Annotated in this window: 19 protein-coding genes and 1 pseudogene; 12 read left to right on the top strand and 8 right to left on the bottom strand. The window is 72.1% G+C overall.

The features are described from left to right. Positions 1–24: 24 nt before the first annotated feature. The 6 genes from FHX78_RS00960 to FHX78_RS00935 all read left to right on the top strand — a co-directional run bounded on the left by FHX78_RS00960 (position 25) and on the right by FHX78_RS00935 (position 6,546). Complete coding sequence (locus FHX78_RS00960; RefSeq protein ID WP_145871548.1) at positions 25–1,017, top strand: LacI family DNA-binding transcriptional regulator; 993 nt, start codon at positions 25–27, stop codon at positions 1,015–1,017. A 92-nt stretch (positions 1,018–1,109) separates the two neighbouring features. Next, the gene (locus tag FHX78_RS00955; protein ID WP_145865547.1) at positions 1,110–1,901 is read left to right on the top strand and encodes an SAM-dependent methyltransferase; all 792 of its coding nucleotides are present in this window, start codon (positions 1,110–1,112) and stop codon (positions 1,899–1,901) included. 247 nt (positions 1,902–2,148) lie between these two features. After that, positions 2,149–3,825 carry a DEAD/DEAH box helicase gene (locus FHX78_RS00950; protein WP_145865546.1) on the top strand — a complete coding sequence of 559 codons (1,677 nt, stop codon included), beginning with the start codon at positions 2,149–2,151 and terminating at the stop codon, positions 3,823–3,825. Between the two features lie 234 nt (positions 3,826–4,059). Further along, entirely contained in the window at positions 4,060–4,377 is a 318-nt protein-coding gene (locus tag FHX78_RS00945) for an SCO5918 family protein (protein WP_145865545.1), read from the top strand. Positions 4,378–4,561: 184 nt separating this feature from the next. Continuing rightward, the gene (locus FHX78_RS00940; protein ID WP_373313072.1) at positions 4,562–5,311 is read left to right on the top strand and encodes a sulfite exporter TauE/SafE family protein; all 750 of its coding nucleotides are present in this window, start codon (positions 4,562–4,564) and stop codon (positions 5,309–5,311) included. A gap of 107 nt (positions 5,312–5,418) precedes the next feature. Continuing rightward, positions 5,419–6,546 carry a glycoside hydrolase family 5 protein gene (locus FHX78_RS00935; protein ID WP_145865543.1) on the top strand — a complete coding sequence of 376 codons (1,128 nt, stop codon included), beginning with the start codon at positions 5,419–5,421 and terminating at the stop codon, positions 6,544–6,546. A gap of 59 nt (positions 6,547–6,605) precedes the next feature. Here the strand turns inward: FHX78_RS00935 and FHX78_RS00930 are convergent, their stop codons facing one another. Beyond that, on the bottom strand, positions 6,606–7,400 hold the full coding sequence (locus tag FHX78_RS00930) for an SDR family NAD(P)-dependent oxidoreductase (protein ID WP_145865542.1): 795 nt from the start codon (positions 7,398–7,400) through the stop codon (positions 6,606–6,608). A gap of 173 nt (positions 7,401–7,573) precedes the next feature. On the opposite strand from FHX78_RS00930, the gene ppk2 reads away from it, so the two are divergent. Beyond that, positions 7,574–8,581, top strand: coding sequence for a polyphosphate kinase 2 (gene ppk2 / locus FHX78_RS00925; RefSeq protein WP_373313070.1), 1,008 nt, complete (start codon positions 7,574–7,576; stop codon positions 8,579–8,581). A 13-nt stretch (positions 8,582–8,594) separates the two neighbouring features. Here ppk2 and yicI read toward each other — a convergent pair whose 3' ends face one another. Then, entirely contained in the window at positions 8,595–10,865 is a 2,271-nt protein-coding gene (yicI, locus tag FHX78_RS00920) for an alpha-xylosidase (RefSeq protein WP_145865541.1), read from the bottom strand. Between the two features lie 294 nt (positions 10,866–11,159). Here yicI and FHX78_RS00915 point away from each other — a divergent pair, with 294 nt between their 5' ends. Genes FHX78_RS00915 through FHX78_RS00900 form a run of 4 tightly spaced genes read left to right on the top strand, consistent with a single transcriptional unit; the run spans position 11,160 to position 15,626 of the window. Next, positions 11,160–12,419, top strand: a complete 1,260-nt coding sequence (locus FHX78_RS00915; protein ID WP_145865540.1) for an ABC transporter substrate-binding protein — start codon at positions 11,160–11,162, stop codon at positions 12,417–12,419. 11 nt (positions 12,420–12,430) lie between these two features. Then, positions 12,431–13,381, top strand: a complete 951-nt coding sequence (locus tag FHX78_RS00910; RefSeq protein WP_145865539.1) for a carbohydrate ABC transporter permease — start codon at positions 12,431–12,433, stop codon at positions 13,379–13,381. A 5-nt stretch (positions 13,382–13,386) separates the two neighbouring features. Beyond that, positions 13,387–14,214, top strand: coding sequence for a carbohydrate ABC transporter permease (locus FHX78_RS00905; RefSeq protein WP_145871544.1), 828 nt, complete (start codon positions 13,387–13,389; stop codon positions 14,212–14,214). A gap of 32 nt (positions 14,215–14,246) precedes the next feature. Further along, the gene (locus tag FHX78_RS00900) at positions 14,247–15,626 is read left to right on the top strand and encodes a GH1 family beta-glucosidase (protein WP_145865538.1); all 1,380 of its coding nucleotides are present in this window, start codon (positions 14,247–14,249) and stop codon (positions 15,624–15,626) included. Positions 15,627–15,644: 18 nt separating this feature from the next. Here the strand turns inward: FHX78_RS00900 and FHX78_RS00895 are convergent, their stop codons facing one another. The 4 genes from FHX78_RS00895 to FHX78_RS00880 all read right to left on the bottom strand — a co-directional run bounded on the left by FHX78_RS00895 (position 15,645) and on the right by FHX78_RS00880 (position 23,866). Then, positions 15,645–16,910, bottom strand: coding sequence for a PP2C family protein-serine/threonine phosphatase (locus FHX78_RS00895; RefSeq protein ID WP_145865537.1), 1,266 nt, complete (start codon positions 16,908–16,910; stop codon positions 15,645–15,647). Positions 16,911–17,079: 169 nt separating this feature from the next. After that, on the bottom strand, positions 17,080–17,832 hold the full coding sequence (locus FHX78_RS00890; protein WP_145865536.1) for an IclR family transcriptional regulator: 753 nt from the start codon (positions 17,830–17,832) through the stop codon (positions 17,080–17,082). 95 nt (positions 17,833–17,927) lie between these two features. Continuing rightward, the gene (locus FHX78_RS00885) at positions 17,928–22,235 is read right to left on the bottom strand and encodes a GH92 family glycosyl hydrolase (RefSeq protein ID WP_145871542.1); all 4,308 of its coding nucleotides are present in this window, start codon (positions 22,233–22,235) and stop codon (positions 17,928–17,930) included. Between the two features lie 215 nt (positions 22,236–22,450). Further along, entirely contained in the window at positions 22,451–23,866 is a 1,416-nt protein-coding gene (locus tag FHX78_RS00880; RefSeq protein WP_145865535.1) for a cellulose binding domain-containing protein, read from the bottom strand. A 377-nt stretch (positions 23,867–24,243) separates the two neighbouring features. Between FHX78_RS00880 and FHX78_RS00875 the strand changes: the two genes are divergently transcribed. Continuing rightward, on the top strand, positions 24,244–25,089 hold the full coding sequence (locus FHX78_RS00875; protein WP_145865534.1) for a GntR family transcriptional regulator: 846 nt from the start codon (positions 24,244–24,246) through the stop codon (positions 25,087–25,089). A 131-nt stretch (positions 25,090–25,220) separates the two neighbouring features. Here FHX78_RS00875 and FHX78_RS00870 read toward each other — a convergent pair. Continuing rightward, a pseudogene (locus tag FHX78_RS00870) lies at positions 25,221–25,385 on the bottom strand (IS5/IS1182 family transposase); the annotation flags it as partial. Between the two features lie 52 nt (positions 25,386–25,437). Continuing rightward, complete coding sequence (locus tag FHX78_RS00865) at positions 25,438–26,061, bottom strand: hypothetical protein (RefSeq protein ID WP_145865533.1); 624 nt, start codon at positions 26,059–26,061, stop codon at positions 25,438–25,440. Positions 26,062–26,112 lie beyond the last annotated feature (51 nt).

Below are 26,112 nucleotides of genomic sequence, written 5' to 3'. Positions count from 1 at the left end.
ACCCGGGCCCGCGCCACGGCCTCCATGGCGGACGTGGCCCGCCTCGCGGGAGTCTCGTCGCAGACCGTCTCCCGCGTGTCCAACGGCTACGCGGGGGTGACGGAGGAGACCCGCCGCCAGGTGCTGGCCGCGATGAAGGAACTCGGCTACCGGCCCAACAGCGCGGCCCGCGCCCTCAAACGCGGCGAGTTCCGCACCATCGGCGTCATCACCTTCACCCTGTCCACCACCGGCAACGTGCGCACGCTGGAGGCGATCGCCACCTCCGCCGCGGCGGAGGGCTACGCGGTGACCCTGCTGCCGGTCGCGGTGCCCACCCAGGCCGAGGTGCGCGGCGCCTTCTCCCGGCTGGAGGAACTCGCCGTCGACGCCGTGATCGTCATCATGGAGGTCCACCTGCTGGACGCGGCGACGGTCACCCTGCCCCCGCACGTCCAGGTCGTGGTCGTCGACTCCGACGCCGGCGACCACTACACGGTCGTCGACACCGACCAGGCCGGCGGCACCCGCGCCGCCGTGCAGCACCTGCTCGGCCTCGGCCACCGCACGGTGTGGCACCTGGGCGGCCCGGAGGGCTCCTTCGCCGCGCAGCGCCGCACGGACGCCTGGCGCGCCGCCCTCACCGAGGCCGGGCGGGTGCCGCCGCCCCTGGTCCGCGGCGACTGGTCGGCGGACTCGGGCTACCGGGCCGGTCTCGACCTCGCGGCCCGCGAGGAGTGCACCGCCGTCTTCGCCGCCAACGACCAGATGGCGCTGGGCCTGTTGCGCGCCCTGCACGAACGCGGCCGGCGCGTCCCCGACGACGTCAGCGTCATCGGCTTCGACGACATTCCCGAGGCGTCCTCCTTCCTGCCCCCGCTGACCACCGTCCACCAGGACTTCGCCGAGGTGGGACGGCTCTGCGTCCAGGCGGTGCTGCGCAAGATGCGCCAGGTCGGACCGGAGCGGGGCACCACCCTGGTCCCGGCGCGACTGGTGCCGCGCGCCAGCACGGCGCCGCCCCCGGACTCCGTCTGAGGAGCCAACTCCCCTCCTGCCCGCGCCGGTTGGTGTGCGAGACTTGGCGACCGTCAGGCACTCTCGCTCCACTCCTCGGGACGGACACCGCCATGCCGACCGGCACCCCCGCCAACCCTCCGCGGATCGACACCGGCAAGGCGCACCCGGCGCGGGTCTACGACTGGCTCCTCGGCGGCAAGGACAACTACCCGGTCGACGAGGCCGTGGGGGAGAAGCTGCCGCCCCAGGCGCGGGACGCCGCCCGGCAGAACCGCCGGTTCATGCACCGCGCCGCCGCCTGGCTCGCCGGGCAGGGCATCGACCAGTTCCTCGACATCGGCACGGGCATCCCCACCGAGCCCAACCTGCACCAGATCGTGCAGCGCCTCGTCCCGTCCGCGAAGGTCGTCTACACCGACAACGACCCGATCGTGCTGCGGCACGCGGAGGCCCTGCTGATCAGCAGCCCCGAGGGCGCCACGGACTACGTCGCGGCCGATGTGCGCGAGCCGGGAGAGATCATCCGGCACGCGCGCGGCGTGCTCGACTTCGAGCGCCCGATCGCGCTGTCCCTCATCGCCCTCCTGCACTTCCTCCCCGACGACCAGGACCCCCTGGGCATCGTCGGCGAGCTGCGGGCCGCCCTCCCGCCGGGCAGCTACCTCGTCCTGTCGCACGCCGCCTCCGACCTCCACTCCGAGCTGGCCGAGCAGGTCACGGCCGAGTACGCCCGCGCGGGAATACGCCTGGGCTTCCGCACCCGCGCCGGGGTCGCCCGCTTCTTCGACGGCCTGGACCTGGTCGAACCCGGTCTGGTGACCGCTCCGGAGTGGTACCGGACGCCCCCCGCCCCGGCTGCGGAGGACAGCGGCATCTACGCCGGCGTGGCCCGGCTGCCCTGACACCCGCGCCCGGTCACGGCCGTACGGCGCCACGGGTGGACCGGGGGGTTGCGCGGGCGTGTACTGTGAGGTCAGTTGCAGTTGTGGTAGCCGAAAGGCTCGAGGGGCGACCGAAACGCCTCTCTTCCTCATAACGTTCACTTCGCAGCTGGGGCCCGCGTCCACCGCGACGCAGGCCCCGGTCCGCTGCCGGAAGCATCTCGCTGTGGGCGTTCCTTGACAGGTGCCACTTCAAGGAAGGTTCCGCTTGAATCGCGCCCGCACCAATAATCGTTCCACCCGCACGCACACCCGCACCGGAGCCACGGCATCAGGCCGCTCCGGTGCTCCGCGTCGCTCCCGGGGTTCGTCGGGCAGAGGGTCCTCCGTCCAGGGCGAGTTCGCCCTGCCGACGACGGTGACCCCCGCCCTCCCCGCCGTGCGGGACTTCGCCGAACTCGCCCTGCCGGCCGAGATGCTGGCCACCCTCGGCCACGAGGGCGTCACGGTGCCCTTCCCGATCCAGGCGGCCACCCTGCCGAACTCCCTGGCCGGCCGTGACGTGCTCGGTCGCGGCCGCACCGGGTCCGGCAAGACCCTCGCCTTCGGTCTGGCGCTGCTGGCCCGTACGGCGGGCAGGCGCGCCGAGCCCCGGCAGCCGCTCGCCCTCGTCCTGGTGCCGACCCGCGAGCTGGCCCAGCAGGTCACCGACGCGCTCACGCCGTACGCCCGTTCCCTGAGGCTCCGGATGGCCACCGTCGTCGGCGGGATGTCGATCGGCAAGCAGGCCGGGACCCTGCGGGCGGGCGCCGAAGTCGTCGTCGCGACGCCCGGGCGGCTCAAGGACCTCATCGACCGCGGGGACTGCCGGCTGGACGAGGTCGCCATCACCGTCCTCGACGAGGCCGACCAGATGACCGACATGGGCTTCATGCCCCAGGTCACCAGGCTGCTGGACCAGGTGCGGGCCGACGGCCAGCGGATGCTCTTCTCCGCCACGCTCGACCGGAACGTCGACCAGCTGGTGCGGCGCTACCTGAGCGACCCGGTGGTCCACTCCGTGGACCCGTCGGCGGGCGCGGTCACGACGATGGAGCACCACGTGCTCCACATCGACGACACCGACAAGCGCCGGACGACGACCGAGATCGCGGCGCGCGACGGCCGGGTGATCATGTTCCTGGACACCAAGCACGCGGTGGACAAGCTGACCAAGCACCTGCTGAGCAGCGGCGTCCGCGCGGCGGGCCTGCACGGCGGCAAGTCCCAGCCCCAGCGCACCCGGACCCTCGCCCAGTTCAAGGACGGACTGGTGACGGTGCTGGTGGCGACCAACGTCGCGGCGCGCGGCATCCACGTCGACAACCTCGACCTGGTGGTCAACGTCGATCCGCCCAGCGACCCCAAGGACTACCTGCACCGCGGCGGCCGTACGGCCCGCGCCGGCGAGACCGGCACCGTCATCACCCTGGTGACGCGCGACCAGCGGCGTGAGATGAGCCGGCTGATGACCCAGGCGGGCATCACCCCGCGGATCACCCAGGTGCGGTCCGGCGACGCGGAGCTGACCCGGATCACGGGAGCCCAGGCCCCCTCCGGCATCCCGGTCGTCATCGCCGCCCCGGTCGTGGAGCGGCCCCGCCGCGCCGCGTCCTCGTCGTCCCGCGGCCGCCGTGGCCGTGGCGGGCAGGGGCGTGGCGGGCAGTCCCGCTCCGCCGAGGGGCGTACCGCGCAGGGCGGCCGCCCGGCCGAGGAGCGCACGGGGCAGGGCCGTGGCGGGCAGGGGCGTGGCGGGCAGTCCCGCTCCGCCGAGGGACGCGTCACCCAGGGGGGCCGCCCGGCCGAGGAGCGCACGGCGCAGAGCCGGACCGGCCAGGGACGGCGCGCCGGTGAGGCGCCGCGCCGCAGGGCGCGCAGGGAGCCGGCCGCGGACCGCGCGGCCTAGGACCCGTCGTCGGACTCCCGTCCTCCGCCCGGAGGGCGGGCGTCCGACGACAGGACCTCGGACGCACCGCGTCCATGACGAGATAGCGACATGGCGACATGGCGACCCGGTGGTACGGCCGTGGATGCGGCCCGGCCGCCGTGGCGCCTGTCGCCCCCCTGATCGACCCCAGTCCGCCGCGGACCACCCACCCACCCGGGTGGGCCCGTCTTCCTTCTCCTCCTGTGAGGCAACATGCGCTGTGTCATCGCCCGCTACCCGTTCGACCTGACCAAGGCCGGAGTCCTGGAGTCGATGAAGGGGATCACCCCCGAACCGATCACGGGTGAGTCCGTGACCATCGGCCGCCGCCGCTACCCCGCCAAGCAGGTCGGGCAGGTCATCACCCGGCAGGACCGCCGCGACTTCTCGAGCGGCGAGGTCGTCCGGGCCATGGCGCGCCTCGGCTTCACCTGCCACGCGCACCCTGAGGCCGCGCCGCCCGCGCGCGAGCTCTCCCCGCTCGAGACGGCGTCGGAACTGCTGGGCAGCCCGGCCACCGGGCAGGCCTGAGCCACCGCGACCGAACGGCGGCCGCACCGGGCCGCCCGGGAGACCTGGACGTGGACCCTTCGGCGAGCGCCGAAGGGTCCACGGGCTAGCGTCGTCCCATGAATGCTTCAGCGGACCCCGGCCGGCACCGGCCGCCCTCGGACGGCGACGACGTGACCGGAGCCGCGGCGTGACCCCGCCGGAGATGCTGGGCGTCTTCGCGGCGGGAGCCGGCGCCGGCGCCCTGAACGCCGTCGTGGGCTCAGGAACACTGATCACCTTTCCCGTGCTGCTCGCCACGGGGCTGTCCCCCGTCACCGCCACGGTCTCCAACGCCCTCGGGCTGATCCCCGGCTCCGTCGGCGGCGCCATCGGTTACCGCAGGGAACTGGCCGGCCAGGGCCGGCGCCTCCGCAGGTTCGGGGCCGGTGCGGCGCTGGGCGGTCTGGCCGGCGCCACACTGCTGCTGGCCCTGCCCGCCGAGGCGTTCGAGACCATCGTGCCGACCCTGGTGGGGCTCGCCCTCGTCCTCGTCGCGTTCCAGCCCCTGATCAGCAGGGCGGTGCGGGCCCGCCGAGGGGAGCGGCCCTCCTCCCGGCGCGACGGCGGCGCACCGCTGCTCGCGGGGCTGACCCTGGCCAGCGTCTACGGCGGCTACTTCGCCGCCGCCCAGGGCATCATCTACGTCTCCCTGATGGGCCTGCTGCTCGACGAGCCACTGCAGCGCCTGAACGCCGTCAAGAACGTGCTCGCCGCGATCGTCAACGCGGTCGCCGCGACCTTCTTCCTCTTCGTCGCCGACTTCGACTGGACGGCCGTCGCGCTCATCGCCGCCGGTTCCGCCCTGGGCGGCCGGTTCGGGGCCGGCGCGGGCCGCAGGTTCAGCCCCGCGGTCCTGCGCGCCCTCATCGTCACGGTCGGCACCGTCGCCCTCGTGCAGCTGCTGCTCCGCTGACCCGTCCCCGGGCCCGCACTTGTCGTGCACCTTGCAAACCGGGCCCGGCTCTGGTTCCGTCACGTTAGGAAACTTTCCTAACCATCCATCCGGACGGAGCCCCCCACATGACACCGGCCCGCTTCCCCCTGCGCCCCGCCGCGACCGCCGCGGCCCTCGCCAGTGCCCTCCTCCTCACCCTGACGGGCGCGCCCGCGACCCTCGCCGCACCGGCCCCCACCGGCGCGACCACCCCCGCCGCGCGGTCCGCGGCGGACACCCGGGACACCACCCCGGCCGGCCCGCCCGCGGCCGGCACGCCGGTGGCCGTCAACGGACAGCTCGAGGTCTGCGGCACCAAGCTCTGCAACGAGCACGGCACCCCGGTCCAGCTGCGCGGCATGAGCACCCACGGCACCCAGTGGTACCCCCACTGCCTCACCGACGGCTCGCTCGACGCCCTGGCCCGGGACTGGAACGCCGACGTCCTGCGCGTCTCCACGTACGTCCAGGAAGGCGGTTACGAGACCGACCCCGCGCACTTCACCGACCTGGCCGACTCCCTGATCCGGCGGGCGAGCGAGCGCGGCATGTACGTCATCGTCGACTGGCACATGCTCGACCCCGGCGACCCGCACCTGAACCTCGACAGCGCGCGGCGGTTCTTCACCGAGATCGCCCGCCGCAACCAGGACCGGAACAACGTCCTCTACGAGATCGCCAACGAGCCCAGCGGTGTGAGCTGGTCACGGATCAGGAGCTACGCGGAACAGATCATCCCGGTCATCCGCGCCGTGGACCCCGACGCCCCCGTCCTCGTCGGCACCCGCGCCTGGTCCTCGTTCGGCGTCTCCGAGGGCGCCGACGAGTCGGAGGTCGTGAACGACCCGGTCGACGCCTCCAACATCATGTACACCTTCCACTTCTACGCCGCCTCGCACCGGGACGAGTACCTGGCGGCCCTCACCCGGGCCGCGGACCGGATCCCCGTGTTCGTCACCGAGTTCGGCACGCAGAACTACGCCGGCGAGGGCCCCGACGACTTCGCCATGTCTCAGCGCTACCTCGACCTGATGGCGAGCGAGAAGATCAGCTGGGTCAACTGGAACTTTTCCGACGACCACCGCTCCGGAGCCGTCTTCGCACCCGGCACCTGTCACCGCGACGGCCCCTGGACCGGCACCTCCGCGCTGAAGCCCGCCGGTGCCTGGATCCGCGACCGCGTCCGGACCCCGGACGGCTTCCCGGCGCACTGACCCGGCACGCACGCGGGACCGGCCCGCCCGGCGCCCCTGCCGGGCGGGCCGGTGCGGCCTCAGGGCAGGATCGAGTCGACGTAGCCGCCGTCGACGCGCAGCGCCCCGCCGGTGGTGGCGGAGGCCTGTTCGGAGCTGAGGTAGACGACCATGTTGGCGATCTCCTCGGGTTCGATCAGCCGCTGCAGCAGCGACTGCGGCCGGTGCTCGCGCATGAAGGCCCGCTGCGCCTCCTCCCACGGCAGCTCCCGGTCCACCAGTTCGTAGACGAAGTCCTCCACCCCGCCCGTGTGCGTCGGGCCGGCGATGACCGAGTTCACCGTGACGCCGGTGCCCGCGGCCTGCTTGGCGAAGCCGCGGCTCACGGCGAGCACCGCCGTCTTCGACATCCCGTAGTGGATCATCTCGGCGGGGGTGACGATGGCCGAGTCGCTCGCGATGTACTGCACGCGCCCCCAGCCGCGCCCGGTCATCCCCGGCAGGAAGAGCCGGGTCAGCCGAACGGCGGCCAGGACGTTCACCTCGAAGTAGCGCCGCCACTCCTCGTCGGTGATCTCCAGCGGGTCCGCGGACCCGAAGATGCCGAGGTTGTTGACGAGGATGTCCACCCGGGGCAGCGCCGCGGCCACCCGTTCGGCGCCGGCCCCGGTGGCCACGTCCGCGGCGACGGGCACCACGTCGGCGCCGGGCACCTCCCGCTCCAGGGCGGCGGCGGCCTCCCGTACGCGCTCGGTCGAGCGCCCGTTGACCGCGACCCGGGCGCCCGCCCGCGCGAGCCCGGTGGCGATCGCGGCACCGATGCCCTGGGTGGAACCGGTGACCAGCGCTGTGCGGCCCGTCAGGTCGATCTGCACGTCCTGTGTCCCCTCTGCCGGGATGCGGTAGGAAGGCGCCGCCCGCGCACCGGGTGCCTGTGCGCGCTGCCCGCCCGGTCCTGCTGTTTCCCCGGACCACGGCGGCCGAATCACCGCGAAGGGGCCGGTGGGCATACGCTTCTTGTAGCGCACTCGAAGAGGCGGGAGACGACGTGACGGCCGAGCATGGGGACCTGCCGGACGGCGGGACGCGGGCCGAGGGGAACCACCCCGGCACGACCGGCGACGACCTGCTCCACGGGCTGGAGGTGGACGACCGGCGCCCGGAGCGGCCCGTGCTGCTCGACGCCGACGGCACCCCGATCGAGACCTGGCGCGAGAACCACCCCTACGACCGCAGGATCCGCAGGGCGGAGTACGACAGGACCAAGCGCATCCTGCAGATCGAGCTGCTGAAGATGCAGCGGTGGGTGAAGGACACCGGCCAGCGCATCGTGGTGATCTGCGAGGGACGGGACGCGGCCGGCAAGGGCGGCACCATCCAGCGGTTCATGGAACGCCTCAACCCCCGCGGTGCCCGCGTGGTGGCCCTGGAGAAGCCCACCGAGCGGGAGGCGGGGCAGTGGTACTTCCAGCGCTACGTGGCCCACCTGCCGGCCCGGGGCGAGATCGTCTTCTTCGACCGCTCCTGGTACAACCGCGCCGGAGTCGAGCGGGTCATGGGGTTCTGCACGGAGACCGAGTACCGCCAATTCCTCGAGCAGGCTCCGATGTTCGAGCGGCTGCTCACCGACGACGGCATCATGCTGGTGAAGTTCTGGTTCTCGGTGTCCCGGGCCGAGCAGCGCACCCGGTTCGCCATCCGCCAGGTCGACCCGGTGCGGCGCTGGAAGCTGTCCCCCATGGACCTCGCCTCCCTCGACCTGTGGGACGACTACACGGCGGCCAAGGTCGAGATGTTCCGGTCGACGGACACCCCGCACGCGCCGTGGACGGTCGTGAAGAACAACGACAAGCGGCGGGGCCGGCTGGAGGCCATGCGCTCCCTCCTCGACCGCTGCGACTACCCGGCCAAGGACCACGCCGCCCTGGGCAAGCCGGACCCGTTGATCGTCGGCTCGGCGGACACCCTGCTGGAGGCCGGTGAGGAACCCGCGGCCCTCTCACCGACCCCCCTGGCCGGTCCCGGTCACGGCCCGGGCAGTCACCCGGACGGCTGACCGCCGGCCGTGCTCAGCCCAGCGGCACCGTCACCTCGCCCGTGCCCGACGCCTCCGGCCCGCCGGCCACCCGCACCGTGAACGGGCGGTCGGTCCCGGACGCCGTGACCCGCAGGACGTCGCCGTCCCGCCGGACCCGGAACGTCGCGGCCGGCAGTCCCGTCCCGTCCGGCACGGTGACCTCGGCCGAGTAGCCGGACGCGGCCGGGGGGTGCGCGAGCAGGACCGGGGCGTCCAGCCAGTCGCCGTCCGGCCGGGAGTCGTCGCCCGCCAGCGGCAGCACCGCGCCCTCCCGGACGTACAGCGGGAGGCTGTCGTAACCGTGCCGTTCGGTGCGCCAGGCGGGGCCGGTGACCCGTTCGCCGCTGAGCAGGTGGGTCCAGGTGCCCTCGGGCAGGTAGACCTCCACCGCGCCGTCCTCGTCGAACACCGGCGCGACCAGGAGGTCGGGGCCCAGCATGTACTGGCGGTCCAGCGTGCGGCACGCCGGGTCGTGCGGGAACTCCAGCACCATGGGCCGCATCATCGGGACGCCCGTGCGGTGGGCCTCGGCGGCGGCGCCGTACAGGTACGGCATCAGCCGGTGCTTGAGCAGGGTGAAGCGCCGGGCGACGTCGACCGCCTCGTCGCCGAACTCCCACGGCACCCGGTAGGACGAGGAGCCGTGCAGCCGGCTGTGCGAGGACAGCAGGCCGAAGGCGAGCCAGCGCTTGAACACCGACGGGTCGGGGGTGCCCTCGAAGCCGCCGATGTCGTGGCTCCAGAACCCGAAGCCGCTCAGGGACAGGGAGAGACCGCCCCGCAGCGACTCGGCCATCGCCTCGAAGGACGACCAGCAGTCGCCGCCCCAGTGCACCGGGAACTGCTGCCCGCCCGCGGTCGCGGACCGCGCGAAGAGCACGGCCTCGCCCTGCCCGCGCTCCTTCTCCAGCAGCTCGAAGACCGTCCGGTTGTAGAGGTGGGTGTAGTAGTTGTGCATCCGCTCCGGGTCGGAGCCGTCGTGCCAGACCACGTCGGTGGGGATGCGCTCGCCGAAGTCCGTCTTGAAGCAGTCCACGCCCTGGTCGAGGAGGGGCTTGAGCTTCGACTGGAACCAGGCGCGGGCGTCGGGGCTGGTGAAGTCGACCAGGCCCATGCCCGCCTGCCACAGGTCCCACTGCCACACGTCGCCGTTCGCGCGCCGCACCAGGTGCCCGAGGGCGGCGGCCTCGTCGAAGAGGGGGGACTTCTGGGCGATGTACGGGTTGATCCAGGCGCTGATCCGCAGGCCCTTCTCCTTGAGCCGGGCCAGCATGCCGTCCGGGTCGGGGAACACGTCCGGGTCCCACTGGAAGTCGCACCACTGGTACTCGCGCATCCAGAAGCAGTCGAAGTGGAACACCGACAGCGGGATGCCGCGGTCGGCCATGCCGTCGACGAACGACGTCACCGTCTCCTCGTCGTAGGAGGTGGTGAAGGAGGTGCTCAGCCACAGGCCGAAGGACCAGGCAGGCGGCAGGGCCGGGCGGCCGGTGAGGCCCGTGTAGCGGGTGAGGACCTCCTTCGGCGTGGGGCCGGCCACGACGTAGTACTCCAGTGACTGGTCCTCGACGCTGAACTGCACCTGTCCGACGGACTCGGAGCCGACCTCGAAGGAGACGGCGCCCGGGTGGTTGACGAAGACGCCGTAGCCGCGGGAGGACAGGTAGAACGGGACGTTCTTGTACGCCTGCTCGCTGCTCGTGCCGCCGTCGGCCTGCCAGATGTCGACGGTCTGGCCGTTCCTGACGAACGGGGTGAAGCGCTCGCCCATGCCGTAGATCTGCTCGCCGACGCCCAGCGCCAGCCGGCTCAGCACGTGGTGGGCGCCCTCGGCGGTGGTGGCGAAGGCGGTGCTCTTGGCCCCGGCGCGGGTCAGTTCGCGTCCGTCCGCGTCGTGGAAGGTGAGGGCGAAGGGGCCCGCCCCGTCGAGGCGCAGCGTCAGCGGGCCGCTGGTCAGTTCGGTGACGCCGCCGTCCCGGCGCACCGTGCCCGCGCCGTCCGCCGCGCCGGTGAGCGCGAAGTCGGGACCGGGGCGGTGCTTGCCGGCGTGGTGGGTGACCCGCACGCCGATGACGCCCTCGGCGGGGGAGAAGCACTCGACCGTCAGCAGCGGCGCGTTGAGGGTGTCGCCCCTGCGGGTCACATGCTTTACGGCGGCGTAGCCGGTGAAGCGCTTCGATTCCGGGCGCGCATCACGCACTTCCGTGGCGTACGCGATCTGGACGCCATCGCGGATGCGCCAGAATCCGTCGGTGAATTTCATGATCTTCCTCGGAGGGGGAGGGCGGACGAGGCGCGGGAGGAAGCCTCTGACCAGGAACTATGACAGGAGCCGCAGAACCTGTCACGCCCTGGCGCAAGCAGATCGTATCGCTGGGGGTCTAGCGCGACCGGCTTCCACTGACGTATTAGTAATCAGGCAAAACAAATTACACCCGGTGCAGCGCCAGGCAACACCTTGGCTGGAGCCGCCAGTAGTCGAAGCGCTTCACCGGCCTCCCCGAAAGAGTCACCGGCTCGGCGTGTGCCGAGCCGGTCCCACACAAGGGCACCCACCGTGACAGCACATCCTCCGGTTGCCGCCCCCCGCGCGCGTGGACGCTCGCGCAGGGCCGTCACGTCGTTCGCCGCCGTCTCCGTCCTGGTCTGCGGAGCGGCACTGACCGGCTGCGCACAGCAGCGCGACAGCGACGTGTACACCGTGATGAACTCCTCGACCGACGAGACGTACCACCGCTGGGACGCCGAGGCGATGGCCCGCTGCGGCGAGCGGCTGGGGGTGACCGTCGAGCAGCAGAGCGTCCCCGCGGCCCAGGTGATGACCAAGGCGCTGCGCATGGCCTCCTCGAAGTCGCTGCCGGACATCGTCCAGTTCGACGCTTCCGAGATGCCGACCTTCGCCGAGGCCGGCGGACTCGTCGACCTGCGCACCCTGGGCCTGAGCACCGAGGACGTCCCCGAGGGCATCGTCGACTTCGGCTCGTACCGGGGCACCTACTACGGAGCGGCCCGCTCCGTGAACACCCTCGCCCTCTTCTACAACAAGGACATCCTGGACGAGGCGGGGGTGAAGGTGCCCACCACCTGGGACGAGCTGCGGGAGACGGCGAAGCGGCTGACCGAGGGCAAGCGGTACGGACTGGCGCTCAGCGCGGGCGGCGCCGAGGACGGCGTCTTCCAGTTCACCCCGTTCATGTGGTCCAACGGCGGTGACGAGACGGACCTCGACAGCCCGGAGGTCGTCGGGGCGCTCGACTACTGGAAGGCGCTGCTGCGGGACGGCTCGCTGTCCAAGTCCACGGTCAACTGGACGCAGGCCGACGTGAACGACCAGTTCATGGCGGGCAACGCCGCCATGATGATCAACGGCCCGTGGCAGGTCGAGACCCTCAACACCAAGAAGTCGCTGCACTGGGAGATCGCGCGGATCCCCGTCCCCGAGGCGGGCGCCGACTCGGTGGGACCGCTCGGCGGCGCGGTGCTCACCGTCCCCCGCACCGGTGACACCGAGCGCGAGCGGACGGCCGGCCGGATCGTCGCGTGTCTGGCGAGCGAGCGCGAACAGCTCACCTACGCCCGCAACAGCTGGATGGTCCCGGCCAACGAGAAGGCCGCCGCCCAGTGGCGTGCCCAGGTGCCCGAACTGGACGCGCTGGCCGACCAGGTCGCCGCCGCCCGCTCCCGCACCGCCAAGCTCGGCGCCGGCTGGTCGGGCGTCTCGCTCGCCCTGCAGAGCGCCTTCCAGTCCGCCCTGACCGGCCAGTCCAGCGAGGCCGCCCTGAAGCGCGCCCAGCAGCGGGCCACGAGCGGGAACTGAGGTACGCGCCCATGACCACGTCCACCGTCACCGCCGCGGCCCCCGCACCGACCCCCGGGAAGTCCGCTCCCGACCCCGCCCGCGCGCGCCTGCGCCGCCGCGTCGCCCGCTGGGGCTTCGTCGCCCCCGCCGTCGTCTTCATGCTGCTGTTCTTCGGCTACCCGCTGGTGCGCAACGTGCTGATGAGCTTCCAGCACTACACGCCGAAGACGTTCTTCACCGGCGAGGCCCCGTTCAACGGCACCGACAACTGGTCGTCCGTCTTCCAGGACGTCCTCTTCGGCAAGGCCCTGTGGCACACCCTCGTCTTCACCGCCGGTTCCCTGCTCGGCCAGTTCTGCATCGGCCTCGCCCTCGCCGTCTTCTTCACCCGCAGGTTCCCCCTGAACGGCGTCCTGCGGTCGCTGATCCTGCTGCCCTGGCTGGTGCCCATGGTGGTCTCCGGCATCGTGTGGCGCCGCATCCTCGACCAGGACACCGGCGTGCTGAACACCTTCCTCGGCACGCTCGGCCTCGACGGCGACACCCCGTGGCTGACCAGCCCCGACATGGCCCTGCTCTCGGTGATCCTGGTCAACATCTGGATCGGCATCCCGTTCAACATGGTCATCCTCTACGGCGGTCTCCAGGAGATTCCCAAGGAGCTGTACGAGGCGGCGGCCCTGGACGGCGCCCCGGCCTGGCGGACCTTCCGCTCCATCACCCTGCCGCTGCTCAAGCCGGTGATCACGGTGGTCCTGGTGCTCGGCTTCATGTCGACGGTCAAGATCCTCGACCTGATCCTCGCCCTCACCGACGGCGGCCCCGCCGACGCCACCCAGACCCTGGGCACGCTCACCTACCAGAACTCCTTCGTGGAGCTGGACTTCGGCGCCGGCGCGGTCGTCGGCAACGTCCTCATTCTCGTCTCCGCGGTGTTCGCGGTGTTCTACCTGCGGGCCAACCGCACCGAGGGGAAGTGACCGACATGGCCGCCCACGCGCCCACCGCGTCCCGGCGCCGCTGGGGCTCCACCGTCGCCGGTGTCCTCGTCCTCGGCGTGATGCTCTTCCCGCTGTACTGGATGCTCAACACCGCGCTCCAGCCCGAGTCGGGCCTGCTCCAGGTCGACCCGGTGCCCGCCGGCCTGGACCTGTCCGGCTTCTCCAAGGCCCTCGACGACCAGGGCGGGCACCTGCTGACCTCCCTGCTGGTCTCCTTCGGCGCCGTCGCCATCTGCCTGGCGATCTCCGCCCCGGCCGCCTACGGGCTGGCCCGGTTCGGGCTGCGCGGCTCGCGCACCATCGTGTTCGGCACGCTGATCACGCAGATGGTGCCGGGCATCGTCATCGCCAACGCCCTCTACAACTCCTACGTCGACCTGGGCCTGGTGAACTCCTACTTCGGCCTGATGCTCGCGGACGCCTCGCTCGGCATCCCGTTCTCCATCGTGCTGATGCGCTCCTTCATGGTGTCCATCCCGGGCGAGGTCATCGAGGCCGCCGAGATCGACGGCGCCGGTCCGGTACGGACGTTCCTGCGGGTGGTGCTGCCGATGAGCCGCAACTCCCTGATCACGTCCGGGCTGTTCGCGTTCCTGTTCTCGTGGAGCGACTTCATGTTCGCCCTCACCCTCAACACCACCGACGACGTCAAGCCGGTCACGCTGGGCATCTACCAGTACATCGGCGCCCACGTCGGCGACTGGGGCGCGGTGATGGCCGCCTCCGTGCTCTCCGCCGTCCCCGCCGCGATCCTGCTCGTCCTCGCCCAGAAGTACATCGCCGCCGGGATCACCGGGGGCTCCGTCAAGTGATCACCGCACGCACCGGGATGGACTCGCACCACATGACCGACTTCCCCCGTTTCCCGCCCGGCTTCGTCCTCGGCGCCGCGACCGCCTCGTACCAGATCGAGGGCGCGGCGTACGAGGACGGCCGCGGCCCGTCGATCTGGGACACCTACAGCCACACCCCCGGCCTGGTCGCGAACGGCGACACCGGTGACGTCGCCTGCGACCACTACCACCGCTACCCCGAGGACGTGGCCCTGCTCAAGGACCTCGGCGTCGGCTCGTACCGCTTCTCGATCGCCTGGCCGCGCATCGTGCCCGACGGCACCGGCCCGGTGAACCCCAAGGGCCTGGACTTCTACTCCCGCCTGGTCGACGAACTCCTCGCCGCCGGCATCGAGCCGGCCGCCACCCTCTACCACTGGGACCTCCCGCAGGCCCTGGAGGACCGGGGCGGCTGGCGGGTGCGGGAGACCGCGGAACGGTTCGCCGAGTACGCGGCCGTCGTCGCCGGGCACCTGGGCGACCGGGTGCCCCGCTGGATCACCCTCAACGAGCCGTGGTGCAGCGCCTTCCTCGGCTACTCCGTCGGCCGGCACGCGCCTGGCGCCCGTGAGGGACGGGGCGCGCTGGCCGCCGCGCACCACCTGCTCGTCGGCCACGGGCTGGCCGTGCGGGCGCTGCGGGCAGCCGGAGTCCGCGAGGTGGGCATCACCCTCAACCTCGACCACCACCTGCCCGCCACCGACTCCGCCGCCGACCGGGAAGCCGTCGTCCGCGCCGACACCCTGCACAACCTGGTGTGGACGGAGCCGATCCTCGCCGGGCGCTACCCGGACACCGAGGAGGACACCTGGGGCGAGCTGATCACCGGACAGGACGTCCGCCGCGACGGCGACCTGGAGCTGATCAACCGGCCGCTGGACTTCCTCGGCGTCAACTACTACCGCCCGATCGTCGTCGCCGACGCCCCGTACCGCGAGAGCGACCCCGCCCTGCGCGTGGCGACCGACAACCGCTACGCCGAGACGCCGATGCCCGGCGTCCGGCACACCGCGATGGGCTGGCCGGTCGCCCCCGGCACGCTCACCGACCTCCTGGTGGAGCTGAAGGAGCAGTACGGGCAGGCCCTGCCGCCGATCCACATCACCGAGAACGGTTCCGCCGAGGACGACGAGGTGAGCCCCGACGGCGCGGTGCACGACACCGGCCGCGTGGCCTATCTGCGCGACCACCTTGCCGCCCTGCGGGCCGCGATGGACGCCGGGGTCGACGTCCGCGGCTACTACGTGTGGTCCCTGCTCGACAACTTCGAGTGGGCCTTCGGGTACGACAAGCGCTTCGGCATCGTCCGCGTCGACTACGCCACCCAGCGGCGCACCCCGAAGGACAGCTACCACTGGTACCGGCGGATGATCGCCGCCCAGCGGGCCTGACGCACCGGGGCCACCGGCTCAGGCGGCGCCCTCGCGGTCGTCGAGGGCGTCGCCGCCGGCCGGCTCCGGCAGGTCCGTGAGCGGCCGGACCACACAGGTGCCGGTCAGGGCGAGGCCGCCCGGGACCGGGCCTGCGGGCACGGCCGGGTCCGCGACGACGGGCTTGCGGACCAGCAGCAGCGCGGCGTCGTCGTGCAGCCGGCCGCCCACGTGGTCCAGCAGTTCCTCGTGCAGCGCGGCCAGCGTCCGGGCCGGATCGTCGCACAGGTGCCGGGACAGGCCGTCGGCCAGCGGGTAGAACGCGCGGCCGGCGTCGCGGGCCTCGGTGACACCGTCGGTGTAGAGCAGCAGCTGCTCACCCTCACCGAAGGGCACCACCTGGAGACTGGGCGACTCGCCCGAGAGCGCCCGCAGGCCGATCGGCGGCGCCGGGCGGACGGGGTCCACCGCCACCACCTCGGTGCCCCTGACCATCAGCGGCGGCGCGTGGCCGCAGTTGACCATCTCCAGGCGCCCCGGCTCCGGGTAGCCGGCGACCACGGCGGTGACGAAGTCGTCGTGGCCGAGATTGCGGGCCAGACTGCGCTCGATCCGGCAGACCACGTCCAGGAGATCGGGTTCGTCGTAGGCGGCCTCCCGGAAGACACCGAGCACCAGCGCGGCCGTCCCGACGGCCGGCAGTCCCTTGCCGCGCACGTCGCCGACGATCATCCTGACCCCGTACGGGGTGGGAATCAGGGCGTAGAGGTCACCGCCGATACGAGCCTCCGCCGCGGCGGCGCTGTAGTGGACGGCAACCTGGAACGGGCCGACGGTCTCCGGCACCGGCTTGAGCAGGGCGTGCTGCGCGGTCTCCGCGACGGAGCGCACCGCGGCGAGCACCCGCTCACGGCGTCCGCGCAGGGCGCTGGCCAGCGCGCCGGCCCCGGCGACGGTGATCAGCGCGGCGAGGACGACGGTCAGCTCCGAGACGGGCATGCCGTGCCGGACGCCGATCACCGCGCCGAGGAGCGAGGCGAGCAGGCCGACGCCGAGGACCCCGAGGGGCCGGCTGGTGGCCGCGGCGAGAGCAGGCGCGGCCGCCAGCAGCGGCAGCCAGATCTTCCCGGTTCCGTCGGCGAGGTCGGTGAACACGACGACGAAGATGATCAGTAGGGGCAGTGCCGGGGTCGCCGCGGCCCAGTGGGCCACGGCCCATGCCCGGGGTGACGATGCAGGACCGACCCCCCTCTTGTAGTGCCGAAACGGCCAATGGTCGCGACCAAGCTGACGGGCGTGACTCATGTGTCGTCCGCTGTCCTCACCTTTACGCGGCGTGCGCGCGTCCCGAAATGTCTGCTTAATCAGGAAAGGTGATCGTCGGAGACGTCACAAGGGTGTGCTTTTCAGATAGTGAACGACGGGCCTCCGGACACCTCGCCTTCGGATCGTGCGCGAAAGGGCGCCGGTGGCCTCACATAGTGAGAGACAGGCCCCTCGTCACCCGTGCTGCGGCAGGCAGGAGCCGTTCGCGGATCTCCGCCAGCCGGGAGAGCCGGTCCCTGGGCATCGACACGCCCAGGGAGCCCAGGGTGGTGCCGCTGTACACGGGCACCGCGACGCACACGGTCCCCAGGGAGTACTCCTCCAGATCGGTGACGGCCGGGGCCAGCGCGGTGGTGTCGAGCCGGCGGACCAGTTCCTCGGCCGTGGTGATCGTGCGGGGCGTGAGGTCGTTCAGGGGGTGCCGGGAGAGGTACTCCTGGCGCGCCTCGCCGTCCAGCTCTCGCAGCACCGACTTGCCCAGCGCGGTGGCGTGCCCGGCGTCCTCGAACCCCACCCACAGGGGCGCGCGCGGGATGCGGGCGTTGTCGGCGATGTCGGCGACACGGATCTCGCCGTCCTCGTAGAAGGTGAGGTAGGCGGCCATGGACAGCTCGTCGCGCAGCGCGGTGAGGGCCGGCCGGACCCGGCTCAGCAGTGCCTGTCCGGGGCCCGCCGTGTGCAGGGTGCGCAGCCGGTCGCCCAGGACGAACGCGCCGTCGTCCAGCTTGCGCAGGTACCCGTCGTGCACCAGCGTCCGCAGCAGGTGGTAGGCGGTGGCCAGGGGCAGGCCCGTCTCCCGTGCCAGCTGTTTCGCCGGCGCGCCGTTCTGATGGGCGCTCGCCGCCTCCAGCAGCCGGAAGGCACGCTGCACGGAGCCGATGAGCGTGGGGCCGCCACCCATGGGACCAGCCTGCCCCGGCCCACCGCCGCAGGCAAGAGCGGGGCCCCCGCCCCGCCCGGACGCGTCCGGGCGGAACGGGGGCCGGCCGGCGGCGGTCAGCCGCCGGTGGACCCGGCGGGCGGCACGGGCACCCCGTCCTCCGTGACGTACTTGGTGCCGTCGTCGTACTTGGTGACGGTGAACGCGTCCAGCACCTCGCCGACCTCCTTGTCCGTGGTCGACCGGTCGTCCCACTTGGCGGCGACGACCGACTCGTAGCGGATCCGGTCCTTCGAGACCGTGATCCCCTGGAACGTGGACGTGTGCCCGGCGCGGACCACCTGGGTGGCCCCGTTGCGGGTCCACACGTTGTCGTCCTCGGGGGCCTCCTCGTAGTACTTCGGCCCCGAGACGGCGACCGTGTAGACCGGGCCGGTGGTGACGCCCGGAGTCGAGGTGGCGTCGGCGTTCACGTGACCACGGGCGTACACGTGGTCGTGACCCATGAGCACCAGGTCGATGTCGCCGCGCTGGAGCACCGGGAGCCAGGCGTCGCGCACCGCCTTCTCGTCACGCCCCTCGGCACCGGAGAACACCGGCTGGTGGAACACCGCCACCGCCCACTTGTTCGGGTTGTCGGCGAGGATCCGGTCCAGCCAGCGGCCCTGCAGATCGAGCCAGAGCTTCTCCGGGTCGGGACAGCCCTCGCCGCACTCCGGCAGGTCCTCCGGCGTCATCAGCGAACGGGCGTCGTGCGTGGAGGCGTTGAGCGCGATGAACCGCACACCCTGGTAGTCGGTGTAGTACGCGGTCTCGGCGAGCGCCTTCGCCATGTGCGCCTCGTACGCGGCGCGCTGCCGCTCGGCGGGGGAGTCACCGGCGGCGGGCGAGGCGACCGGACCGTTGCCCGGGTACTCGAACGTCGACTTCCACGTCGTGAGGAAGGTGTCGCCCGCGTACTCGTGGTTGCCCGGCGCGGCGATGACGTTGGTGGTCTGGCTGTAGCCGTCCATCGCCCCGAACCAGTCGCGCCACTCGCTGTCGTTGCCCGAGCTGTTGACCAGGTCACCCGCGTTGACGCTGCCGACGGCGTCCGGGAAGCGCGTGTACGCCTGCTTCACCACGGGCGCCCACTTCGCCGACAGGTCGTTCTGCGCGTCTCCGAAGTACAGGAACGTGAACTCCTCGCCCGCGGCGCGGGCGGTGGTGAAGCGGTGGGCGGGACTGAAACGTCCGTTCGTGCCCACCCGGTACTCGTACTCGGTGCCCGGGGAGAGACGGTCGATCACCGCGGAGTGCGTGCGCACCCGCACCCCGCCCGCACTGCGTTCCTCGTTGGCCCGGGCCGCCACGGTCCGCCACTGCCCGGTCCCGGCCTCGCGCACCCGCACCTCGCCGGAGGTCAGGGCGGCGGCCGTGCTCCAGGTGACGGCCTGCGACGACGCCGGCTTCTCCGTCGGCGTCAGGACGATGCGCTCCGGCGTCGAACCGGGCACCTCCAGGTCCGGCTTGTCGGTGAGCGCGACGTCGAACACGTGCATGACGCCGCGGTCGGTGCCCTGCGGCAGGACGACGGCGGCGACCCGCTTCGCCGGGTCGAGCAGCTGCGGACGCGTGCCGAAGACCTTGGTCTGCACGGTGTCGGAGCCGCCCGCGGCCCGGTTGCGGCCGGTGGTGGTCACCAACGGCTCGTTGCCGAACTGGTAGGTCGTCCCGGGCGTCCAGTCGGTGAAGCCCACCGGCACGGACTGGGTGGAGCCGTCGGTGTACTCCACCACGGCCGTGCCCTGCGCGGGCCCGTTGGTGGCCAGGCCGAGGAACGAGATGCCGGTCGCGTGTTCCCCGCCCAGCGGGACGCGCTGGCCGTGCGGGATCCAGTTGTCGGGCTGCCCGGCCTCGGTGCGCGGCCAGGTGAACTCGACGCCGGTGTCCTTCAGCGGCAGCTTCGCGCCCGGCGCCGCTCCGGCCGCCGCCAGCCGCTCCCGGGACAGGGAGTTGTCGCTCAGGTCGAGGGAGCCCAGGTTCCCCCGGCCGTCGGGGGTGACGCCGATGTTGTTCCGGGCGTCCGTGCCGTCCGTGTGCGACGGGGGGACGTCGGCCGCGCCGGTGCCCCAGGGGCCGGGCGCCGCCGACATCGTGAAGCGCAGCTCGCCACCCCCGCGCGTGAAGTCCGCCGGGAGCCAGGACCGGGTGGTGGCCCGGCCGTCGACCTTCAGCGCGCTCACGTAGGGCGCCTCGTCGGCGCGCGGCGCGTCGAGGACGATCCGGCGCCGGCTGTCGGCGCTGTCCACCACGACCCGGTCGAACATCGGGCCGCTCACCACCAGGTCGGCGGTGCCGGGCACTGCCGGGAACAGGCCGATGCCCGCCCACACGTACCAGCTGCTCAGCGAGCCGAGGTCGTCGTTGCCGGGCAGCCCCGACGGCGTGGTGTCGTACATCTCGTCCACCGCCCGGCGCAGCACGTCCGCCGTACGGTGCGGCCGGCGCAGCCAGTTGTGGACGAACGGCATGGTGAAACTGGGCTGGTTGCTCAGATACGCGCCCGAGGTGTGGTGGACGCCCGCGTCGAGCGCCCGGGTGTGGTCGTCCAGGGCCTTGGCGGTGGCCTCGGCGCCGCCCCGCTTCTCGATCAGGGCGCCCACGTTGTGCGGGACCATCCAGCCGTACTGGTAGCCGGTGGCCTGCTCGAACTGGTTGCCGCGCTCACCCAGGTCGAATCCCCGGTCGAAACCGGCCCGGTCGCGCGGGCGGATGTGGTCACTGGCGTCGTCGAACACGTTCCGCCAGTTCTGCGCCCGGACCATGTACCGGTCGTACGTCTCCCGGTCGCCGAGGCGCCGGGCGAGCTGGGCGATGCCGAAGTCGTCGACGGCGTACTCGAGCGTCTTGGACGTCGCCGAGTCGCCCTTGCGGCTCTCGACGAAGCCGACCGTGGCGTACTGGTAGGCGTGCCGGCGCAGCGTCGAATCGGCGGGCAGGCCCTGGGTGGCCTTCATCGACTCCAGCGCGGCCCGCCGGTCGTACCCGGTGCTGCCGAACGCGTCGATCGAGGCGACCACGGACTGCAGCGAGTCCCCGCTCATCTTCTGCTGCGCCTGGTTGAGGTGCGGCCAGTTGGGCCATGTGCCGGTCTGCGTCACCATGTCGGTGATCGACTGGTTGATGTCGCTGCCGACCTCGGGGAACAGCAGCGCCACCAACTGCGCCTGGCTGCGGTAGACGTCCCAGCCCGCGTAGGTGACGTAGTGGTGGCGGCCCTCGGCGACCCGGTGGACCTTCCCGTCGTAGCCGGTGTACCGGCCGTCCACGTCGTCGAAGACGTTCGGGTGCAGCAGGGAGTGGTACAGCGCGGTGTAGAACTTCACGCGCTCGTCGCGGGTGCCGCCGTCCGCGTCGACGGTGCCGAGGGCGTCCCGCCACACGCGTGCGGCCTGCGCGCGCACGGCCTCGAAGGGACGGCCGCGGGTCTCGGAGTCCGCGTTGCGGGCCGCGCCCTCGACGCTCACGTAGCTGAGCCCGGTCTTCGCGGTGACCTTCGCGCCCCGGTCGAAGACGAGGTAGGCGCCCGCGCCGTGTTCGGTGGTCCCGCCGGAGGCGCCGGCCGAACCGGGCCGCACCTCGGAGCCCTGCCAGGTGCCGTGGGCCTTGACGGGGCGGTCGAACGTGGTGGAGAAGTACGCCCGGTAGCGGCCGCCCTCGTCGCACACCGAGGCGGTCTCCACCCAGCCGCTGACGGTGTCGCCGTCGACCTTCACCTCGCTGCCGAAGACCCGGTTGTTGGAGCCGGCCACGTCGAACAGCAGGGTGGAGTCCCCGTCGGCGGGGAAGTCGAAGCGGCTCACGGCCGTGCGGGTGGTGGCGGTCAGCTCCGCCTCGACGCCGTTGGCGAGGTCCACCGCGTAGTAGCCCGGGTCGGCCTTCTCGTCGGCGTGGTCGAAACCGACGTAGTAGTCGGTGACCCGGTCGGCCGGGCTGGACGGCAGGGCGCCGTCGGTGAGCCCGCCGGTGTAGGGCAGCACCGGGAAGTCGAAGCCGCTGTACCGGCCTTCGCAGCCGGTGCCGGAGAGCCGGGTCATGCCGAAGCCGCGGATCTTGTCCGCCGTGTACTCGTACCCGCCCTTCTGGTCCCCGTCGGACGAGCGGTACGTCGTGGGGGAGGACTGCACCATGCCGAACGGCACGGTGGCGCCCGGCCAGGTGTTGCCGTAGGCGCTGTTGCCCTTGTTCTGGGTGGTGTCCAGGCGCGTGCCGATGAACGGGTCGACGGCGTCGAACGCCGCGATGTCGCGGCCGGGGGCGGCCGCCGCGCCGGACACGGGCGTCAGACCGGCGACCAGCGTGCCGAGGATCAGCGCGGCGGACAGGAGTCTGCGACGGCCCGGCGGGGGCGTCGGCGGATGTGGCTCGGTGGCGTTGCGCATGGTGTGCGTATCCCTGCTCTCCATGGACGTGACAACGTTGTCCAACCGCGGCCCGGCTGCCGGGCCGCGCCCCACGGTCCAGCTCTCCGGACGCGTGGGCGGAAGCCCTCGGAGAAGATCACGTGAACTCCGGGAGAAGTCACGCGCGACGGTGCGGCCGGGGACCGGCCGGTCCCCGGCCGCACCGTCGCGGGGAGTGTGCGACCGTCAGGCCGTCACGGGGCCGGGACCTCGTCCACGAAGGACGTGCCGGCGTCGCGGTAGGCGGTGACCTTCGCGGCCACCTGCGCCGGGGTGAGGACCTGGTCCTTCACGTGCAGCACGTAGTCGACCTGCTGGTCGTAGGCGCGGGGCGTGGTCGAGGTCTGCCCCTGGAGGTCGATCAGCCACTGGTTGAAGTTGATGGACATGGGGCGCTCGGGCAGATAGGCCGCGTCGTGCGTGCCGAAGTGCCGGCCGTCGACGTAGTAGGTGATGGCGCTGTTGTCGATGGTCACGACGAGGTCGTGCCAGCCGCTGAAGCTCTGCCGGCTCTCGGTGTGCTGGTTGACGGCCTGCCAGGGGTCCGGGTTGAAGGTCTCCCAGGAGGTCGTGTAGAGGATGTTGGCCGGCTCGCCCCAGCCGCCGTTGGGCAGGTACTCGAAGTCGTACTCGGCGTAGTCGTCGGCCATGGGGGCCTTGAGGTCGTTGATGGTGAAGAAGGCCTGGACGATCCGGTCGCCGTCGGGCCCGTACTTCGGCGTGTCGGAGAACCGGACGCGGGCGGCGTAGGTGCCGTTCTTGAACTTCATGCTCTTGGTGAGCACTTCGGTGTGGACGGTGGAGGCGCCGGTGCCGGCGGTGGAGGTCTCCAGGTTCATCACCGAGTTGCCGCCCGAGGCGCTGAAGGTGACCTTCGACGGGTCCCAGGTCGCGCCGGGCACCCCCGGGCCGCCGGAGTTGGCGCGCACGCTCCAGCCGTGCGCGGAGATCGCCGGGTCGGTGTGGGAGGTGTAGGAGAAGTCGTCGAACAGGGCCTGGCCGCCGGCCGGCGGGTCGGTCGGATCGGTGGAGCCGTTGCCCTCGGGGGCCGTGCCCCACACCGTGGCGTCGGAGAGCCGAGCGGTGACCTTGTTCCAGTCGGCGTAGGAGGTCTGGGTGCCGTTGAAGGAGTAGTCGTCGCTCTGCCGCAGTGTCTGCCAGTTCGTCCGGTGGAAGCGCAGCTGCATGTCCCCGGTGTCGGCGCCGGGGGCCAGGGATCCGGCGGCGGAGGTGAACCCGATCTCCAGGTAGCGGTCGGCCGTCGCGGTGGGGCGGGCGAGGGTGCCGAACGTGCCGGTGATGGCGGAGCAGCCTCTGACCGCCCAGGAGCAGGCGAAGGCGTACGTGGCGTCGGGGGAGTCCGCCTTGAAGTAGTAGCGGATCTTCACCTGGCTCAACTGGACGGTGGCCGCACCGGTGTTGCGGACCTTGAGCCAGGGCTCGCTCTGGTCGGCGGTGGCCCCGCCCGACCCGGTGCGGTACTGCACGGAGAGGCTGCCGTCCGCGGCGGCGGCGGTGCCGGCGGGAAGACCCGCCAGGGCGGCGCTGCCGAGCAGGGCGGTCAGCGCGAGTGCCGCGCGGGTGCGGCGGCCGGTGGGACGAGTACTCATCCGTGTTCCTTTCGCAGTGGGGGGTGGCGCACGGTGGAGCGTCCGGGCGGTGTGCGGGGCGGTGCCGCCCGCCGTGGACCGGAGGCCGATGGTCCGTCTCCCGCGGGACGCGTCGGCCCGCGGGCGGAGCACGAGCGGCGGACCGCACGGCCGCCGGGGTTGACCAGTTGGCCCCGGGGCTTTACCAGTCGATGCCGTCGAAGGTGGCATAGACCAATGTGGCCGTCAACCCTCCCCGCACATCGGGGAATTGACGTGCCGGGCCGAATGGACCCGACCGGTGGACCGGTTATGGTCGAAGCCGCAGCAGTGCCCCGAAGGTCACACGGCCCACCGATCCGACGGCCCACCGATCCGACGACGAACGGGAGTCCCGCATGGAGATCGATCCCGCCGCCTCAGGTGCCGTGCTCAAGCGGGAACGGGTGCGCGACGCGATCCTCGAACTCATCGACGCCCGGTGCCCCGGCGACGCCATCCCCTCGGAGCGCAGCCTGTGCGCCCGGCTCGGCGTGTCGCGCCCGACGCTGCGCGCCGCGGTGGACGAACTGGTCGTGGCGGGACTGCTGGTGCGCGAGCACGGCCGCGGCATGTTCGTGGCCGCCGAGAAGATCACCCAGGAACTGGCCCCGGAGCGGAACTCCTTCACCCTGCCCCGGGCCGGCGGCGTGTGGACCAGCAAGGTCCTGGAGCTGCGCACCCTGCCGGCGGGTGCCCGGGTGGGGCGCAGACTGCGCGTGTCGCCGGCCGCCCGGATCCGCTACGTGGCCCGTCTCCGGCTGGTCGACGGCTCGCCCATGGCCATCGAGCATCTGCACGTCCCGGCGGACCTCGTGCCGGAACTGACCAGGGAGGAACTGGAACAGGGAGATCTGTACGAGCACTTCCGCGACCGGCACGGGGTGCAGGTCGGTGAGGCGGTGCAGTCCATCGAACCCACGGTGGTGACCCGCGCGGAGGCGGACCTGCTGGACGTCCCCGAGCTCTCGCCGGCCCTGCTCTTCGAACGCCTCACCACCGGCACCACGGGCCGGCCGGTCGAGTACGTCCACTCGCTCTACCGGGGGGACAGGTACCGCATCGTCTCCCGGCTCACCCTCGGCCCGGCCGCCGCGCCGACGGAGCCACCGGTGGGACACCAGCCGGGCATCCCTCCGGGCGACCTGCTGTCCGGCGGGCCGGTGACCTTCTCCCCGCGGGCAGTGGTGCAGCGGGACGGGTGAGTCGGCGGGAGCGTCGCGGTGCCCCGGCGGGCCCGCGTCGGTGCGGGGCAACCACGTCCCAGTACTCCAGTTGCGGTACGCCATCCCTGCTGGTCACATGTGGCCCTTTCGCGGCACTTCGACTGTCGTTGGGCCGCGACCAGCAGGGCCCGGTCTGGCAGCGGAAGGCTCCACGACCGGCCCGTGCGGACCGCGTCCGCACCTCGGCGCCGCAGAAGCGCTACCAGCTTCCCGAAGGCGCGAGGGCTCAGCCCGGGGAACGGGGCTGTCCAGGAAGATTCCGCTGCCGTGATCACACCAGCCGGACCAAGATCGTTCCATGGGGTGACTGGCGGCTCGGCCCACCTCTCAGCTGCCGCTCAGCGGAGACGCCCACGTGGGGTCGTGTCGGGATCTCCTCGTGAGGTGGGCCAGGAGGTGCTCCGCCGCGATGGAGGCAGTGTCCTGCGGCGCGCCGACTGCGGTCAGGGCGGCGACGAGCCTTGCTGATGCTGTTTCCGGCACGTCCGGGTCGGTGAGGAGGGGAAGCAGCAGCAGGAAGCGGGTGGCCGTGTCCTGGACGCCTTCGTCCGCGAGCGACGGGCTGTCAGCGATCCCGATCAGTTCGTGCCATGTCAGACCAGTACCCGAGAAATCTTCGTCCCAGCTCGCGATGTGCTCGGCGTGGCTTCCGTCCGGACGGGTGAGGAGGTAGTCGGTGCCGTATTCGCCATCCAGGTTGCGGTAGATCACCACGGCTCCGGGGCCGTCTTCTGCCGGCACCCTGAACGCTGGCCAGTGCTCAGGATCGAAGAGGACCCCGGACAGGGCATCGACGTCGGCGCCGTCCTCGCCGAACCACTCTGGAACCGGGCTCTCGGGACACCCCCCGTCGCCGCACATCGCCAGGAGGTAGTTCGACCAGAAGCCCGGGTGGACCAGCAATGACTCGCCCGGCACCAACGGGCCGACGTCGTATCCCTTGATCAGCACACCTCGATCCTGTCACTAAGGGTTGTCCCGTGAGGATCTTTGGGCCGCCTC

The organism is Streptomyces capillispiralis (assembly GCF_007829875.1).
GTDB classification, from domain to species: Bacteria; Actinomycetota; Actinomycetes; order Streptomycetales; family Streptomycetaceae; genus Streptomyces; species Streptomyces capillispiralis.
The sequence above is the reverse complement of the archived record's forward strand: the minus strand, read 5'-3'. Positions and strand labels throughout refer to the sequence as shown.

Excerpts from the sequence above, each read along its gene's own strand:
- FHX78_RS00960 (WP_145871548.1), top strand. The coding sequence starts at position 25 with ATGGCGGACGTGGCCCGCCTCGCGGGAGTCTCGTCGCAGACCGTCTCC.
- FHX78_RS00955 (WP_145865547.1), top strand. The coding sequence starts at position 1,110 with ATGCCGACCGGCACCCCCGCCAACCCTCCGCGGATCGACACCGGCAAG.
- FHX78_RS00945 (WP_145865545.1), top strand. The coding sequence starts at position 4,060 with ATGCGCTGTGTCATCGCCCGCTACCCGTTCGACCTGACCAAGGCCGGA.
- FHX78_RS00940 (WP_373313072.1), top strand. The coding sequence starts at position 4,562 with ATGCTGGGCGTCTTCGCGGCGGGAGCCGGCGCCGGCGCCCTGAACGCC.
- FHX78_RS00935 (WP_145865543.1), top strand. The coding sequence starts at position 5,419 with ATGACACCGGCCCGCTTCCCCCTGCGCCCCGCCGCGACCGCCGCGGCC.
- yicI (WP_145865541.1), bottom strand. The coding sequence starts at position 10,865 with ATGAAATTCACCGACGGATTCTGGCGCATCCGCGATGGCGTCCAGATC.
- FHX78_RS00910 (WP_145865539.1), top strand. The coding sequence starts at position 12,431 with ATGACCACGTCCACCGTCACCGCCGCGGCCCCCGCACCGACCCCCGGG.
- FHX78_RS00905 (WP_145871544.1), top strand. The coding sequence starts at position 13,387 with ATGGCCGCCCACGCGCCCACCGCGTCCCGGCGCCGCTGGGGCTCCACC.
- FHX78_RS00900 (WP_145865538.1), top strand. The coding sequence starts at position 14,247 with ATGACCGACTTCCCCCGTTTCCCGCCCGGCTTCGTCCTCGGCGCCGCG.
- FHX78_RS00895 (WP_145865537.1), bottom strand. The coding sequence starts at position 16,910 with ATGAGTCACGCCCGTCAGCTTGGTCGCGACCATTGGCCGTTTCGGCAC.
- FHX78_RS00890 (WP_145865536.1), bottom strand. The coding sequence starts at position 17,832 with ATGGGTGGCGGCCCCACGCTCATCGGCTCCGTGCAGCGTGCCTTCCGG.
- FHX78_RS00885 (WP_145871542.1), bottom strand. The coding sequence starts at position 22,235 with ATGCGCAACGCCACCGAGCCACATCCGCCGACGCCCCCGCCGGGCCGT.
- FHX78_RS00880 (WP_145865535.1), bottom strand. The coding sequence starts at position 23,866 with ATGAGTACTCGTCCCACCGGCCGCCGCACCCGCGCGGCACTCGCGCTG.
- FHX78_RS00875 (WP_145865534.1), top strand. The coding sequence starts at position 24,244 with ATGGAGATCGATCCCGCCGCCTCAGGTGCCGTGCTCAAGCGGGAACGG.